11 protein-coding genes are annotated in these 14,586 nt (G+C 61.6%); 1 reads left to right on the top strand and 10 read right to left on the bottom strand.

What is annotated here, in order from left to right; genetic code table 11:
* Positions 1-391: 391 nt before the first annotated feature.
* Positions 392-733, top strand: a complete 342-nt coding sequence (locus PSEUDOMOFG3G_RS25860; protein WP_139048866.1) for a DUF6124 family protein — start codon at positions 392-394, stop codon at positions 731-733.
* Positions 734-816: 83 nt separating this feature from the next.
* Here the strand turns inward: PSEUDOMOFG3G_RS25860 and mdoH are convergent, their stop codons facing one another.
* The 10 genes from mdoH to hutH (PSEUDOMOFG3G_RS25810) form a co-directional block, all read right to left on the bottom strand.
* Positions 817-3,387, bottom strand: a complete 2,571-nt coding sequence (mdoH, locus tag PSEUDOMOFG3G_RS25855) for a glucans biosynthesis glucosyltransferase MdoH (RefSeq protein ID WP_139048865.1) — start codon at positions 3,385-3,387, stop codon at positions 817-819.
* A complete protein-coding gene (locus PSEUDOMOFG3G_RS25850; RefSeq protein ID WP_218938990.1) occupies positions 3,380-5,119 on the bottom strand; it encodes a glucan biosynthesis protein G in 1,740 nt (579 codons plus the stop codon). The genes mdoH and PSEUDOMOFG3G_RS25850 overlap by 8 nt, the downstream gene beginning before the upstream one ends.
* Positions 5,120-5,469: 350 nt before the next feature.
* Positions 5,470-5,907, bottom strand: a complete 438-nt coding sequence (dtd, locus tag PSEUDOMOFG3G_RS25845) for a D-aminoacyl-tRNA deacylase (protein WP_139048863.1) — start codon at positions 5,905-5,907, stop codon at positions 5,470-5,472.
* On the bottom strand, positions 5,904-6,875 hold the full coding sequence (gene pip, locus PSEUDOMOFG3G_RS25840) for a prolyl aminopeptidase (protein ID WP_092401505.1): 972 nt from the start codon (positions 6,873-6,875) through the stop codon (positions 5,904-5,906). The genes dtd and pip overlap by 4 nt, the downstream gene beginning before the upstream one ends.
* A gap of 105 nt (positions 6,876-6,980) precedes the next feature.
* Positions 6,981-7,895, bottom strand: a complete 915-nt coding sequence (locus PSEUDOMOFG3G_RS25835; protein ID WP_139048862.1) for an alpha/beta hydrolase — start codon at positions 7,893-7,895, stop codon at positions 6,981-6,983.
* 104 nt (positions 7,896-7,999) lie between these two features.
* Entirely contained in the window at positions 8,000-8,947 is a 948-nt protein-coding gene (locus tag PSEUDOMOFG3G_RS25830) for a choline ABC transporter substrate-binding protein (protein ID WP_139048861.1), read from the bottom strand.
* Between the two features lie 207 nt (positions 8,948-9,154).
* Complete coding sequence (gene hutG, locus PSEUDOMOFG3G_RS25825) at positions 9,155-9,958, bottom strand: N-formylglutamate deformylase (protein WP_139048860.1); 804 nt, start codon at positions 9,956-9,958, stop codon at positions 9,155-9,157.
* A gap of 11 nt (positions 9,959-9,969) precedes the next feature.
* Positions 9,970-11,172, bottom strand: coding sequence for an imidazolonepropionase (gene hutI, locus PSEUDOMOFG3G_RS25820; RefSeq protein WP_139048859.1), 1,203 nt, complete (start codon positions 11,170-11,172; stop codon positions 9,970-9,972).
* A gap of 126 nt (positions 11,173-11,298) precedes the next feature.
* Positions 11,299-12,831 (bottom strand): histidine ammonia-lyase, encoded by a 1,533-nt coding sequence (hutH, locus tag PSEUDOMOFG3G_RS25815; RefSeq protein WP_047226936.1) that lies wholly within the window; start codon positions 12,829-12,831, stop codon positions 11,299-11,301.
* Positions 12,832-12,946: 115 nt separating this feature from the next.
* On the bottom strand, positions 12,947-14,470 hold the full coding sequence (gene hutH, locus PSEUDOMOFG3G_RS25810) for a histidine ammonia-lyase (RefSeq protein WP_139048858.1): 1,524 nt from the start codon (positions 14,468-14,470) through the stop codon (positions 12,947-12,949).
* Between the last annotated feature and the right edge of the window lie 116 nt (positions 14,471-14,586).

The raw sequence follows: 14,586 nt of genomic DNA, 5'->3' as shown, positions 1-14,586 counted from the left end.
CGGAACCGTCAGCAGCCGTTACCTAAATAACGGATATACATACAAAAATACCTGCGCCCCACAATCCGTCATCCCAAGGCTACGGAGCCTTGCACCATTGCCTACAACTACGCCGGAATCCGCCGGCTTGTGCGCCTGGGGCCTGGGCTCTAACGTTTGCAGGCGCTGTCAGTTCAGCGATCGTGTTTAGCAGCCCGGACAATCCTAGACGTACGCTCCCACATGCGTGAGCAGGTTTCAGTGCCTGTACATTTATGTCATGGCGGTTGTGCGTGGGAGACCTACGGGTCTGCCGGGTTCTAGGGTCCCGGTCTGCTAACCCGCGTACAGCTGCCACCCTTCTCGTTTAGCAGCGATAGCTGGCGGCTCCACTACCCTAGGAGCGTCAACCATGTACAAGGTCACACCCAACCCACCAGCACCAGAAACCGACCCCAGGAAAATCCAGGAAGCCACCGATCGCGCGCTCGACTTCTACCTGAACCCCAAACAGACCAGCCCCGAAGACGAACAGCCACCGGGCCAGCTCTTCAAGGTAGTGGATGGCATCGACACCGAAAGCCTGCTCGCCAACCTCAGCGAAACCCTGGCTTCAGCCGATGCAATGGTCAGCGACCTGGCATTCGACCTGAAAGGCTCACGGCGCCATATCGCCCTTGGCATTCAGCAACTGATCGAGTTGAGTGGCTTGTTGGCGAGTCGAGTGCTGGATAAGGTCAATACACAACCCTGACCGCACCACGGGCAGTACTCACATACTCAAACAGCCCCCAACAAAAAGCCCCGCTTCCTTTCAGAAGCGGGGCTTTTTGCGTATCAGGCCAGTTGAGGCTGTGCGCTCATGGGCTGAAGCGGCAGTAGCGGTGCGTGAGGATCGGCCTTGACCGATGCACGCCACGCCGCCAGCCATTCGGTATGCCCCTCGCTCCAGACCTGCTCATGCAGGCGGGACAGGGCCACCGGGTCGCTCAGCAGCGCCAGTCGCTCGCTGTTGTTCAGGCCCGCCGGACCAACCTTGAGGGCATGACGAACCCGTTCGATCCGCAGCCATTCGATCGGCTCGGCCTGGCCGTGACGCGAGGTGGCCAGCGCAAAGGCCAGGGCGTTCTGTTGCGGATCGACCACTGCGCGGATGAAACCGTCGTTCAGCGCATGCCAACGGTTTTCATGAGTGTACTGGTCAGTCGACAGCAGTTCCTGTGGCGGTGCGTATTCCTCGGGGATCAGGAACAGGCTTTCATCCCGGGACTTCAAGCCAAGGCCCACTCGGCTGGAGATCACCGACACCGGGATCGACAGCATCAGCGAACCGACGATCGGCACCAACCACCACAAAAAGCTCGGGTTCAGCCAGATCACCAGCAAGGCCCAGAAGAAGCCCAGCAGGGTTTGCGGGCCGTGGCGCTTGACGGCTTCGCTCCAGGGCGTGGAGTCGTCGTCACGTTTGGGCGAGTTCCAGGTAGCGGCCCAACCCAGGAAGGCGGCGAGCACGAAGCGGGTGTGGAAAATCATCCGCACCGGCGCCAGCAGCATGGAGAACAACATCTCCAGCAGCATCGACATCGTTACTTTGAACTTGCCACCAAACTCTTTCGCGCCCTTGGCCCAGATCAGGATGATGCTCAGCAGCTTGGGCAGGAACAGCAACACGATGGTGGTGGAGAACAGCGCGATGGCTTTTTCCGGATGCCACTGCGGCCACAACGGGTACAACTGGCGTGGCTCGAGGAAATATTGCGGTTCCATCAGCGTGTTCACCGCCAGCAGCGCGGTGGATAGCACCAGGAAGAAGAACCACAGCGGTGCGGACAGATAGGACATCACGCCAGTCAGGAATACCGCGCGATGCACCGGGTGCATGCCCTTGACCAGAAACAGCCGGAAGTTCATCAGGTTACCGTGGCACCAGCGACGGTCACGCTTGAGTTCGTCCAGCAGGTTCGGCGGCAACTCTTCATAGCTGCCCGGCAAGTCATAGGCAATCCATACGCCCCAGCCGGCACGGCGCATCAGCGCTGCTTCAACGAAGTCGTGGGACAGGATGGCCCCGGCGAACGCCCCTTTACCAGGCAACGGCGCCAGGGCGCAGTGCTCGATGAACGGCTTCATGCGGATGATCGCGTTGTGACCCCAGTAGTGGGATTCCCCCAACTGCCAGAAGTGCAGGCCGGCGGTGAACAGCGGACCGTACACCCGAGTGGCGAATTGCTGCATGCGCGCATACAGCGTGTCCATGCCCGAGGCGCGTGGCGCGGTCTGGATGATGCCGGCATCCGGCGTGGCTTCCATCAAGCGCACCAGGCTGGTCAGGCACTCGCCGCTCATCACGCTGTCGGCGTCGAGCACGACCATGTACTTGTAGTCACTGCCCCAGCGACGGCAAAAGTCGTCGAGGTTACCGCTCTTGCGCTTGACGCGACGACGACGGCGGCGATAGAAAATCTTGCCAAAGCCCCCGGCTTCACGGCAGACGTCCAGCCAGGCTTGCTGCTCGGCGACACAGATATCGGTTTCGTTACTGTCGCTGAGTACGAAGAAGTCGAAACGATCCAGGTCCCCGGTGGCCGCAACCGACTCGAACGTGGCGCGCAAACCGGCGAACACTCGCGGCACGTCCTCGTTGCAGATCGGCATCACCAGCGCGGTGCGGGCGTCCTTGGGAATTGGCTCGTTGCCAGCACTGGCACCGGAGATGCGGTACTTGTCGTGACCGGTCAGCAACTCGAGAAAACCCATCAGCGCCGTCCAGAAACCAGCCGATACCCAGCAGAACAGGATCCCGAACAGAATCAGGATGCTGGTCTGCAATGCATAGGGCAGCACCTGGGTAGCGGTCTGCAACAGCGGCTGGTGCAGGACTTCGTCCAAGTCCACCAACGACCAGCCCTGGTAAGGCATGATGCCCTTCATGTACCAGCCGGCGACGATGGTCTGGCCGAGCATCAGGATCAGCAGGATATAGCGACGGATCGAACCCACGGAGCGCCAGCGTGCGTGCGGCAGCACGCGCTCGTCCTTGGGTGGCTTCGGCGGGTTGGTGCGACCTGTCAGGCGACGCCAGGCGCGCACCAGGATATTGGTGCGCCACGGCTCCGGTACCACCTTGGTCCGACGAATCGGCGGCGTGGCTTTGAGACAGACACGCCCGCTGGCGTCGAGCGCCAGCATTTCGGCGTCTTCGAGTTCTTCGGCGGTGCTCAGGGTCAGCCGACGACCCACCGAGGCTTGCGCCGCCTCGGTGGGTGCATCGAAGGTCGACGACGAAAGGCGCTCGTGCAACTCGCTGAAAGACTTGCAGCCCGCCAGCTCGGCACGCTGCGCATCGGTCATGGGCAAATGGGCCAGATACTCGCTGAGCGTCTCTGGCTGTACTGGAGTATTACTCATCGGCTGGCAACTGATAGCTCCAGGTCTCGGTCAGGACTTGTTCAGTCGGTTCCGGTTCCTGCGGGGTTGGGGTCGACTCAGCGGCAGTGGACGCGTTGTCGGCCTTGGCTTCTTTTTCCTGCTCTTTTTCTTGCGCGGTTTCCTTATCGCTCTGCTGCCTGGCGACCTTGTCAGCCTTGGCAAGGGTCGTGGTCACCGCATGGGACGCGGCCGGCGCTTCAACCGGAACCAGCGGACGGACCAGCGCGGCGCGCAATTCAGTGGACTGTTTCGGGTCTTTGATCTTCAGTCGCAGGGTCAGGCGCCAGCCCTTGGTTTCAGGGTTGTAACGCACATTATTCTCGACGATCTCGCCGTTTTCGCCGACGCTCACCTGACTACGCACTTCGGCGTCTTCCGGCAGGGCTTGCAGGGAAGGACCTTCGAAGTCCACCAGATAAGCCACGCTGCCGTCCGGCTGACGGATCAGGTTGGACTGCTTCACGTCACCGGTCGAACGCAGGGTCTGCTTGACCCAGGCGCTGTCCGGCGAATGCAGGTTGGCTTCGTCGAGGGTCCAGTGCAGGCGATAGGCGAAGTCCAGCGGCTGACCTGGCTCAGGCAGCTTTTCCGGGCTCCAGAACGCCACGATGTTGTCGTTGGTTTCGTCAGCGGTCGGAATTTCAACCAGATCGACGGAACCCTTGCCCCAATCGCCTTTCGGTTCGATCCAGGCACTTGGACGCTTGTCGTAGCGGTCATCGAGGTCTTCGTAGTGGCTGAAGTCACGACCGCGTTGCAGCAGGCCGAAACCACGCGGGTTTTCTACCGAGAAGTTGCTCACGGCCAGGTGTTTCGGGTTGTTCAACGGGCGCCAGATCCACTCGCCGTTGCCGGCATGGATCGACAAGCCGCTGGAGTCGTGCAGCTCTCGACGGTAGTTCAGGACTTTGGACGGCTGGTTGGCGCCGAACAGGAACATGCTGGTCAACGGAGCAATGCCCAGCTTGGTGACGCGATCTCGCAGGAACACGCGCGACTTCACGTCGACGACGGTGTCGGTGCCCGGACGCAGGATCATGCGATAGGCACCGGTAGCCCGTGGCGAATCCAGTAGGGCGAAGATCACCAGGTGCTTATCGGTCGGCTTCGGACGCTGGATCCAGAACTCGCGAAAGCGCGGGAATTCCTCACCCGATGGCAGGGCGGTATCGATGGCCAGGCCACGGGCGGACAAGCCATAAACCTGACCCTTGCCGATGACGCGGAAGTAGCTCGCGCCCAGCATGGTCATGATTTCGTCTTGCTTGTCGGCCTTGTTGATCGGGTACAGCACGCGAAAACCCGCGTAGCCCAGTTTCTCCGTGGACTTGGGATCGAACTTGACGTCACCGAAATCGAAGCGCGTCGGGTCATACTTGATTTCATCGACGGTGGTCGCGGTGATCTCGTTGATCTTCACCGGCGTGTCGAAATGCATGCCCTGGTGATAGAAGGACAGCCTGAACGGCGTCTTCTGATCGGCCCACTCGGCTTTTTCGGTGCGGAAACGGATTTTTTGATAGTCAGCGAATTTCATTTCGCGGAATTCGTTCGGCAGATTGCTGCGCGGGGCTTCGAATTTTTGCCCGGCCAGTTCTTGAGCCTTCGCCGATACATCATCCAGGCTGAATGCCCACAGTTGGCCCGCGCCAAACAGGCACAGCAGGGCCGAGCCCGCTACCAGAGCGTTTCTAAACCGTTTGGCAGTCATTTTTGGTGCATTACAGGGACTAACAATCACGAGCAACCCTCGCCGAAAACAGATCAAAAAACCAACGGCCAGATAAAGTATCTGCACGGTATCGGCATTGAAAAACCGCACCTGCAGGCCACTCTTGCCAAGTTGGCGAGCATTGTTCCGACTCCGATGGGACAAAATGATTCCCCAAACGGCCCAGGACAAGTCTCTACCTAAGTCAAATGGACCAGCGAACGCTGGTCCCCCGTAGCGCGCGATTATCTAGTAGCCCGCGTGACAACGCATCAGGGGTAACAAAGTATTTATCGAGAAAACTCACTGTTTTGCCTCGAAACAGGACCGAAAAGATGTTTCAAACACTTTCAGACCTGTAACAGGAAGGTTACCGGGCCGTCGTTAACCAGATGCACCTGCATGTCGGCGCCGAATCTACCTGATGCCACAGTGCCATGCACCTGTTTCGCTTGGGTGAGCAGATAGTCAAAGAGTTCCTCGCCCAAGGCCGGAGGTGCGGCCGTCGAAAAGCTCGGGCGTAATCCGCTTTTGGTGTCCGCCGCCAGGGTGAACTGCGACACCAACAGCAAGCCACCGCCGACATCTGCCAAGGACAGGTTCATCTTGCCATCAGCGTCGCTGAACACCCTGTAGTTCAGCAGCTTGTGCAGCAGCTTGTCGGCGCTGGCCCGGGTGTCCTCGGGCTCGACCGCTATCAGGACCAGCAGACCTTGGTCCACCGCGCCAACGACTTCCCCAGCGACCTCGACCCGGGCGCCGCGGACCCGTTGCAACAGCCCCTTCATGCTTCTTCGGGCGGCAGGTCGAGCAGGCGCCGGGCCATTTGGGCGGCGGCGCGCACCAATGCGTCGGTAATACCCGGCTCAGAAGCGGCGTGACCGGCGTCGCGGATCACCTGCAGTTCGCTGTTGGGCCAGTTCTGGTGCAGTTCCCAGGCATTGTCCAGCGGGCAGATCACGTCGTAGCGGCCGTGCACGATGACGCCCGGCAGATGGGCGATCTTGCCCATGTCACGGATCAACTGGTTGGGTTCAAGGAATGCGTTATTGGTGAAGTAGTGACACTCGATCCGGGCAATCGACAACGCCCGCTGCGGCTCGGAGAAGCGATCGACCACCAGCGGGTTCGGACGCAGGGTCGCCGTGCGGCCTTCCCAGGTCGACCAGGCCTTGGCCGCGTGCATCTGGGCGATCTGGTCATTGCCTGTCAGGCGTTTGTGGAAGGCGCCGAGCAGGTCGTCGCGCTCGTCCAGGGGGATCGGCGCGATGTAGTCCTGCCAGTAATCGGGGAACAGGCGACTGGCGCCGGCCTGGTAGAACCACTCGATTTCCTGCGGACGGCAGAGAAAGATCCCACGCAGAATCAGGCCGTGTACCCGCTCGGGATGGGTCTGGGCGTAAGCCAAGGCCAGGGTCGAGCCCCAGGAGCCGCCAAACAGCACCCATTTTTCGATGCCCAAATGTTTGCGGATGCGCTCCAGATCTTCGACCAGATCCCAAGTGGTGTTGTTTTCAAGGCTGGCATGAGGGGTGGAGCGGCCACAGCCGCGCTGGTCGAAGGTAACGATGCGGTACAGGTTCGGATCGAAGTAGCGACGGCTCTGGGCATCGCAACCGGCACCCGGGCCACCGTGAATGAACACCACCGGCAGGCCTTCCGGGGAACCGCTTTCATCGACATAGAGCGTGTGGGTGTCATCGACAGCCAGATCGTGCCGGGCATGAGGTTTGATCTGCGGGTACAAAGTCTGCATTGCGCGCTCCGTAAGGGGTCGAGTCATCCCTGGGGGGACTTCTATTTAATCTGCCGTCCGGCATCATAAACCCGAATTACCCGAATGAGCATGTCCCCTGCGCAGTCAAAGCGTGTCAGCCAGATACGCCAGCAGTGTGCGATACATCTGATCGACCTCCGGCACTTGGCCCCGGCCACGTAAACAGCCGTGAACCAATCCTCCCCCGACATACAGCACAGCATCCACACCTGCGCTGTTCAGCCGCTCGCTGTAAAGGACACCATCGTCGCGCAACGGGTCCCATTGCGCCACAACGACCAGCGCTGGCGGCAGGCCGCTCAGGTCATCGGCGAGCAACGGCATGGCGAGGGAAGACGGTTGAGCGTCGCTCAGATAGAGGGCGTGATAACTGTCCAGATCGCTGCTGCTCAACAGTGGCGCATCGGCACATTCGCGCCGCGAGGGCAGATGGGCCGGGCCACCGAGGGCGGGATAAATCAGCACCTGACCCCGTGGCAGCGCTTGCCCGGCATCGCGCAAGGCCAGGCATAACGCGGCGGCGAGATTGCCTCCGGCGCTGTCACCGGCCACCAGCCGACGGCGAGGGTCGATGGCAAAGGGGGTGGCCGCCAGGTGATGCCACACCGTGAGGCAATCTTCGAAGCCCGCCGGAAACGGATGCTCCGGCGCCAACCGATAATCCACCGCCAGCACCAGCACGCCGAGGGTCGCGGCCAGTTCCATGCAGATGAAGTCGTGGGAGTCCAGATCACCCACCACCCAGCCGCCACCGTGCAGATAAAGGATGCATGGCCAGCCTTCGGACGGCGGCTCGCTCCGAGGACAGTAAGCCCGCACAGCTACCCCGGCCAGCTCGAAATCCTCGACTGCCAGCGCTTGCGGGCATGGCGGGGTGAAGGCCCGGCACATCTGGCTGTAGGCCTGGCGCAGACCAGGGAGGCTGTTGTCCGGGGCGTTGAAGCTCAGGGTTTGGTCGATGAAGGCGGACATTGCCTGGGAGAGTGGATAAGTAGCCATGGAACGACGCCAACATAGAGGATCGGGATGGGCGCTGATTATGTGGCGAGGGGATCTAAGCCTTGCTCCTACAGATAAATCCCCTCGCCACGATCATCTAATCGTCAATTCTTGAGACTGGCCTGCACCGCCGCCACGCCATCCTTGCCGTCAAAACTGGTCACCCCGGTGAGCCAGCGCTGCAGATCCTCGGGGTGCTCACGCAGCCATTGCCGGGCGACGTCCTGGGGTGTCTTGCGCGCCATGATCGGCACCATCAACTGGCTTTCCTGGGCGGCGGTGAAGGTGAGGTTTTCCAGCAAGCGGTTCACGTTCGGACAACGCTGGGCGTAGTCCGGCGCGGTCACGGTGGAGACCGTCGCGGCGCCTTCGTTCGGGCCGTAGACGTCTTCGCTGCCTGTCAGGTAGGTGATGTTCATATTGATGTTCATCGGGTGCGGGGTCCAGCCGACGAACACCACGAACTCCTTGCGATTCACCGCCCGCTGCACCGCCGCCAGCATCCCGGCCTCACCGGACTCGATCAGCTTGAAGTCCTTGAGGCCAAAGTGATTGGTTTCAATCATGGTCTTGATGGTGGTGTTGGCACCGCTGCCCGGCTCGATGCCGTAGATTTTTCCGCCGAGCTGCTCCTTGAACCGGGCGATGTCGGCGAAAGTCTTGAGGCCCGCTGCGGCCACGTAGTCCGGCACCGCCAGCGTGGCTTGGGCATCGGCAAGGCTTGGCTGGTCCAGGACTCTCACCTGGTTGGCCGCCAGGAACGGAGCGATGTTGTTGTCCATCGCCGGTTTCCAGTAGCCCAGGAAGATATCGAGACGCTTGTCACGGATGCCGGCGAAGATGATCTGCTGCACGGCGCTGGTCTGTTTGCTTTCATAACCCAGCCCCGTGAGCAACACATCGGCCATGCCACTGGTGGCGATCACGTCGGTCCAGTTGACCACGCCCATGCGCACGGTCTGGCAGGACGCCGGCTCGGCGGCCATTGCCCCGCTGCTCAGGATGACGGTACCGCAGAGGATCGACAGACAGCGTTTGAACAGTCTTTTCATCGGGAAGGTCTCGTGCGGCAGCGATTATTGTAGGTCGGTGTCTTAGTGCACCGTGACCCGAACATTACGCAGCGTCGAGGGGCTGAAGATGAACTGTGGCGACCCGGTTTTGCACGGTGGCGACCGTTCCCCTGCGAGGCTCAAGGACACATCTATCTGTGGGAGCAAGCCTTGCTCCCACACCCCCCTAGCCCCAGGAAACAGGCATTATTTCTTGTAGGCCTGCTGCCCCCACGCCAGCAAGCCTTCCAGCAATTCCCTGAGCACCACCTGGGTCGGTTCCGCCAGATCCGCACGGTAGTTGAACGGCTCGAACTCTTCCATGTAGGTGCTCTGGCACAGTTCCAGTTGCACCGCGTGGATGTCCTCAGCCGGGTTGCCGTAGTGCCGCGTGATATGTCCGCCCTTGAAACGTCCGTTGAGCACGTGGGTAAATTCGCCGTGGCGGGCGCAGATGGCTTCGAGCTGGTGGGCCAGCGCCGGGGCGCAACTGGCGCCGTTGAAGGTGCCGAGGTTGAAGTCCGGCAACTTGCCGTCGAACAGGTGTGGGATCACCGAACGGATCGAGTGGGCGTCGAACAGCAAGGCATAGCCGAATTCGGCCTTGAGCCGCGCCAGTTCCTGCCGCAGGGTCTGGTGGTAAGGCACCCAGATCTGTTGCAGATAAGTCGCCCGCTCCGCGCCGGACGGCTCCAGCCCCTGGCGAAACAACGGTACGCCATCGAACAGGATCGAAGGATACAAACCGGTGGTGGCACCGACGTACATCGGCTTGTCATCGTCGGGGCGGTTCAGATCGATCACGAACCGCGAATATTCAGCGGCCAGGGTGCTGGCGCCCAGTTCGGCGGCGAACTCGTAAAGCTTGGGAATATGCCAGTCGGTGTCCGGCAAGCTCTGGGCCTCAGGGATCAAACCAGTCTTCACCGCCGGGGTCAGGCGCAGGCCGGCGTGGGGCATGCTGATCAACAGCGGCACGCGCCCTTGCTTGAAATTCAGGACCTTCTCCACAACCGTTCTCCTTAATCGATTTCCACGCCGTGACGCACGACGCGTTTTTCCAGATCGCCACCCAGCCAGTACGACAGGTCGGCCGGGCGGTCGATGTGCCAGGCGACAAAGTCCGCGACTTTGCCGACTTCCAGCGAACCGTGAGTGGCAGCCATGCCCAAGGCCTGGGCCGCATGAATCGTCGCCCCCGCCAGAGCCTCCTCAGGGGTCATGCGAAAGCAGGTGCAGGCCAGGTTCAACATCAAGCGCAACGACAGCGCCGGCGATGTGCCGGGGTTGAGGTCGCTGGCCACGGCGATCTTCACGCCGTGCTTGCGCAAGGCATCCATGGGCGGCAGCTGGGTTTCGCGCAGGAAATAAAATGCCCCGGGCAACAACACCGCCACCGTGCCGGATTCGGCCATGGCCCTGGCGTCGTCCTCGGTCATGAATTCCAGATGATCGGCCGACAGCGCCTGATAACGAGCCGCCAGGCTTGAACCGTGCAGCGACGACAATTGTTCAGCGTGCAGCTTCACCGGCAGGCCCAGTTGTTGGGCGGAGATAAACACCCGTTCGACCTGCGCCGGGGAAAACGCCAGGTACTCGCAAAATGCATCCACCGCATCCACCAACCCTTCGGCGGCGAGGGCCGGGAGCATTTCGGTGCAGATGTGCTCGATGTAGTCATCGGCGCGATCAGCGTATTCCGGTGGCAAGGCGTGGGCCGCCAGGCAGGTGCTGCGCACGCTGACCGGCAGCTGTTCACCCAGGCGACGGATGACCCGCAGGATCTTGCGTTCGCTGGCCAGGTCAAGGCCGTAGCCGGACTTGATTTCCACCGTGGTCACGCCATCGCGCATCAGGCTTTTCAGGCGTTTGGCGGCGCTGTTGAACAGTTCATCTTCGCTGGCGGCCCGGGTAGCGCGCACGGTGCTGGCGATGCCCCCGCCGGCCGCTGCGATCTCGGCGTAGCTGACGCCCTGCAGGCGTTGTTCGAATTCACCGCTGCGGTTGCCGCCGAACACCGTGTGGGTGTGACAGTCGATCAGCCCAGGAGTGACCCAGGCACCCTTGAGGTCGTTGACGGCCGGATAGTCACCGACCGGCAGCTCGGCGCGCGGGCCGATCCATTGAATCAGCTCGCCGTGGGTGACGATGGCGGCGTCTTCGATGATCGAGTAGACGCCCTGGGCCATGGTGGCGGCGTGGCAGTTTTGCCAGAGGGTTTTCATCCCGGTTTCCTCGTCGCGTTCAAAATCGAATCGCGAGCAAGCTCGCTCCCACAAGGGCCAGGGTGTATCCCAAATGAATGTTCAACCCCTACCCCTGTGGGAGCGAGCTTGCTCGCGATGAGGTCCTTACAGGCTCGGCAACAACTGCGCCGTGACCAGTTCATTCAGGCAACGACTGGCCAACAACTCGCTCGCCGCATTGATGTCCGGCGCGAAGAACCGGTCTTTTTCATAGAACGGCACTTCTGCGCGCAAGAGGGCGCGGGCCTGCTCCAGCTTGGCAGAGGTCTTCAAACCGCCGCGCAGATCCAGCCCCTGGCACGCCGCCAGCCATTCCACCGCCAAAATCCCCCGGGTGTTCTCGGCCATTTCCCACAACCGCTTACCGGCGGCGGGGGCCATGGACACATGGTCTTCCTGGTTGGCCGAAGTCGGCAGGCTGTCCACCGAATGCGGATGGGACAACGCCTTGTTTTCGCTGGCCAGGGCAGCAGCGGTGACCTGGGCGATCATAAAGCCCGAGTTCACCCCGCCATTGGCCACCAGAAACGGCGGCAGTTGCGACATGTGCTTGTCCATCATCAGCGAAATACGCCGCTCACTCAGCGAACCGATTTCGGCGATTGCCAGGGCCATGTTGTCAGCGGCCATTGCCACCGGCTCGGCGTGGAAGTTGCCACCGGAAATCACGTCGCCCTCGGCGGCGAACACCAGCGGGTTATCCGACACGGCGTTGGCTTCGATCACCAGCACCTCAGCGGCCTGGCGGAACTGGGTCAGACAGGCGCCCATCACTTGTGGCTGGCAGCGCAGGGAATACGGGTCCTGGACCTTGTCGCAATTCTGGTGGGAAGCGGAGACTTCGCTGCGCTCGCCCAGCAGATCGCGATAAGCAGCGGCGGCATCGATCTGGCCTTTCTGGCCGCGCGCGGCGTGAATACGCGCATCGAATGGCGAACGCGAACCGAGCACCGCTTCTACCGTCAAGCTGCCCAGAGCCAGGGCGCCGGCGAACAGGTCTTCGCCTTCGAACAGGCCACGCAGGGCAAACGCAGTGGACACCTGGGTGCCGTTGAGCAGCGCCAGTCCTTCTTTTGCAGCCAGGGTCAGCGGCGCAAGGCCGGCCACTTTCAGCGCTTCGACAGCCGGCAACCATTCACCTTTGTAACGGGCCTTGCCTTCGCCCAACAGCACCAGGGACATGTGGGCCAACGGCGCCAGATCACCCGAAGCGCCGACCGAGCCTTTCAACGGAATGTGTGGATAGACCTCGGCATTGATCAGCGCAATCAGCGCATCGATCACCTGCCGACGGATGCCGGAAAAACCCCGGCTCAGACTATTGACCTTGAGCACCATGACCAACCGCACCAGCGCATCACTGATCGGCTCGCCCACGCCAGCGGCATGGGACAGCACCAGAGAGCGTTGCAGGTTTTCCAGGTCTTCACTGGCGATGCGGGTCGAGGCCAGCAGACCAAAACCGGTATTGATGCCGTAGGCCGTGCGATTCTCGGCGAGAATCTGCTCCACGCAGGCGACGCTGGCCTCGATCTGCGCCGACGCGCTGGCGTCGAGGCTCAGGGTCACGGGTTGCTGATAGATGTCACGCAATTGAGCCAGGCTCAATTGGCCGGGAATCAGGTTTAAGGCAGTCATGTATTGCTCCTTTTGAGAGTTTTGTTTTCACCCGCCAGTCGCTCCGGAATGTTCCGTTATCCGTCACCCTCGCCTTTTGGGCGGTGGATGCCTTGGCACGCTGGCGGTTTTTTGATCAATTCAAATTCGGTAAAGCGTTGTGCAACACGGCTGGATCTTTAAGCAGCGCGGCAGCGCTGGCGATGTCCGGCGCCAGCCAGCGGTCCTGGTCGTAGGCCGGCACATGCTCACGCAGCAGTTTCCAGGCAACGTCGGTGCCGGCACCGAAGCGTTGCGTCTTGAGAAACTCAAAAGCCTGGGCGGCCAGCAGGTATTCGATGGCGAGGATCTGCGTGCAGTTTTCCAACGCCCGGTGCAGCTTCAGGGCGGCGTTGGTGCCCATGCTCAGGTGATCTTCCTGCAAGCCCGAGGTGACAAAGTTGTCGAGCACCGCCGGCTGGGCCAGCTGGCGATTTTCCGCACACAGCGACGCGGCGACGTATTGCACGATCATCATCCCCGAATTCACCCCGGGGTTGGCCACCAGAAAGGCCGGCAGGCCGCTGACGTGGGGGTTGATCAAACGGTCGAGACGACGTTCGGCGATGGAGCCGATTTCGGCCATGGCAATCGCCAGCAGATCCGCCGCCAAAGCCACCGACTGACCGTGGGGGTTGGCCTGGGACATGACCCGGAAGCTCTCCGGCGTGCCCAACAACAGCGGGTTATCGGTGGTGGCGTTGAGTTCGGTTTCGATCTGTTGCCGGGCATGGGCCAGTTGGTCGCGAGCGGCACCGTGGACCTGAGGAATCGAGCGGATGCTCAACGCATCCTGGGTGCGAATGCCCAGGCTCGAAGCGATGACTTCGCTGCCGTCCAGCAGTGCCCGCAAGTTGACGCCGACCTGTTGCATGCCAGGGTGCGGCTTGAGGGCGATGATCTGGGCATCGAACGCCGCGATCTGCCCGCGCTGGGCCTCGAAGCTCATGGCGCCGATCACGTCGGCCCATTGCAGCAACCGCGTCGCATCGGCCAGGGCCAGGCAACTGAGGCCGGTCATGCACGGCGTGCCGTTGACCAGGCACAAACCGTCCTTGGCCCCCAGTTGCACCGGTTGCAAGCCCTCTGCGGCCAGAGCCTGTTGCGCCGAGACGATTTGCCCGCGATAGCTGACATTGCCAACGCCCAACAACGCGATGCTGATATGGGCCATGTGGGTCAGGTAGCCCACCGAACCCTGGGACGGCACTTGCGGGGTGATGCCGCGATTGAGCAGCGCCAGCAGGGCTTCGACCACCCGGCGATGAATGCCGGACTTGCCCTGGCTGTAGTTGAGAATGGCCGCGCAGACAATCGCCCGGGTCTGTTCATCGGCCAGCGGCGCGCCAACGCCACAGGCATGGCTGAGCAGGGTGTTGCGCGACAGTTGGCTGAGCTGTTCGTCCTTGAGCGAGACATTGCACAGGGCACCCAGGCCGGTGTTGACGCCATAAGCGCGCTCGCCGCTTTCGACGATGCGCTGGACGATGGCCTGGGCATTGTCGATCCGCGCCCAGGCCTGGGCCGACAGCTCAAGCTCGGCACCGAAACGGGCGACGGCGACCACATCCTGCCAACGCAACGGAGCGTCGGCGATTACGATTTTTTCAGCCTGGGACATCTTCAACCTCATGCTTACAACTTGAACATTGATGCAGCTTTGCCGGCCCTATCGCGAGCAAGCTCGCTCCCACAGGGATTTCCTTTGGACACAGAATTTGTGAACAGGAGAGATCC

The organism is Pseudomonas sp. FG-3G (assembly GCF_901007645.1).
GTDB classification, from domain to species: domain Bacteria; phylum Pseudomonadota; class Gammaproteobacteria; order Pseudomonadales; family Pseudomonadaceae; genus Aquipseudomonas; species Aquipseudomonas rhizophila.
This window is presented reverse-complemented; position numbering and strand designations above follow the sequence as displayed.

Bases quoted from the DNA above. Each gene is read 5' to 3' on its own strand.
- PSEUDOMOFG3G_RS25860 (WP_139048866.1), top strand. From the start codon at position 392: ATGTACAAGGTCACACCCAACCCACCAGCACCAGAAACCGACCCCAGG.
- mdoH (WP_139048865.1), bottom strand. From the start codon at position 3,387: ATGAGTAATACTCCAGTACAGCCAGAGACGCTCAGCGAGTATCTGGCC.
- PSEUDOMOFG3G_RS25850 (WP_218938990.1), bottom strand. From the start codon at position 5,119: ATGACTGCCAAACGGTTTAGAAACGCTCTGGTAGCGGGCTCGGCCCTG.
- dtd (WP_139048863.1), bottom strand. From the start codon at position 5,907: ATGAAGGGGCTGTTGCAACGGGTCCGCGGCGCCCGGGTCGAGGTCGCT.
- pip (WP_092401505.1), bottom strand. From the start codon at position 6,875: ATGCAGACTTTGTACCCGCAGATCAAACCTCATGCCCGGCACGATCTG.
- PSEUDOMOFG3G_RS25835 (WP_139048862.1), bottom strand. From the start codon at position 7,895: ATGGCTACTTATCCACTCTCCCAGGCAATGTCCGCCTTCATCGACCAA.
- PSEUDOMOFG3G_RS25830 (WP_139048861.1), bottom strand. From the start codon at position 8,947: ATGAAAAGACTGTTCAAACGCTGTCTGTCGATCCTCTGCGGTACCGTC.
- hutI (WP_139048859.1), bottom strand. From the start codon at position 11,172: ATGAAAACCCTCTGGCAAAACTGCCACGCCGCCACCATGGCCCAGGGC.
- hutH (WP_047226936.1), bottom strand. From the start codon at position 12,831: ATGACTGCCTTAAACCTGATTCCCGGCCAATTGAGCCTGGCTCAATTG.
- hutH (WP_139048858.1), bottom strand. From the start codon at position 14,470: ATGTCCCAGGCTGAAAAAATCGTAATCGCCGACGCTCCGTTGCGTTGG.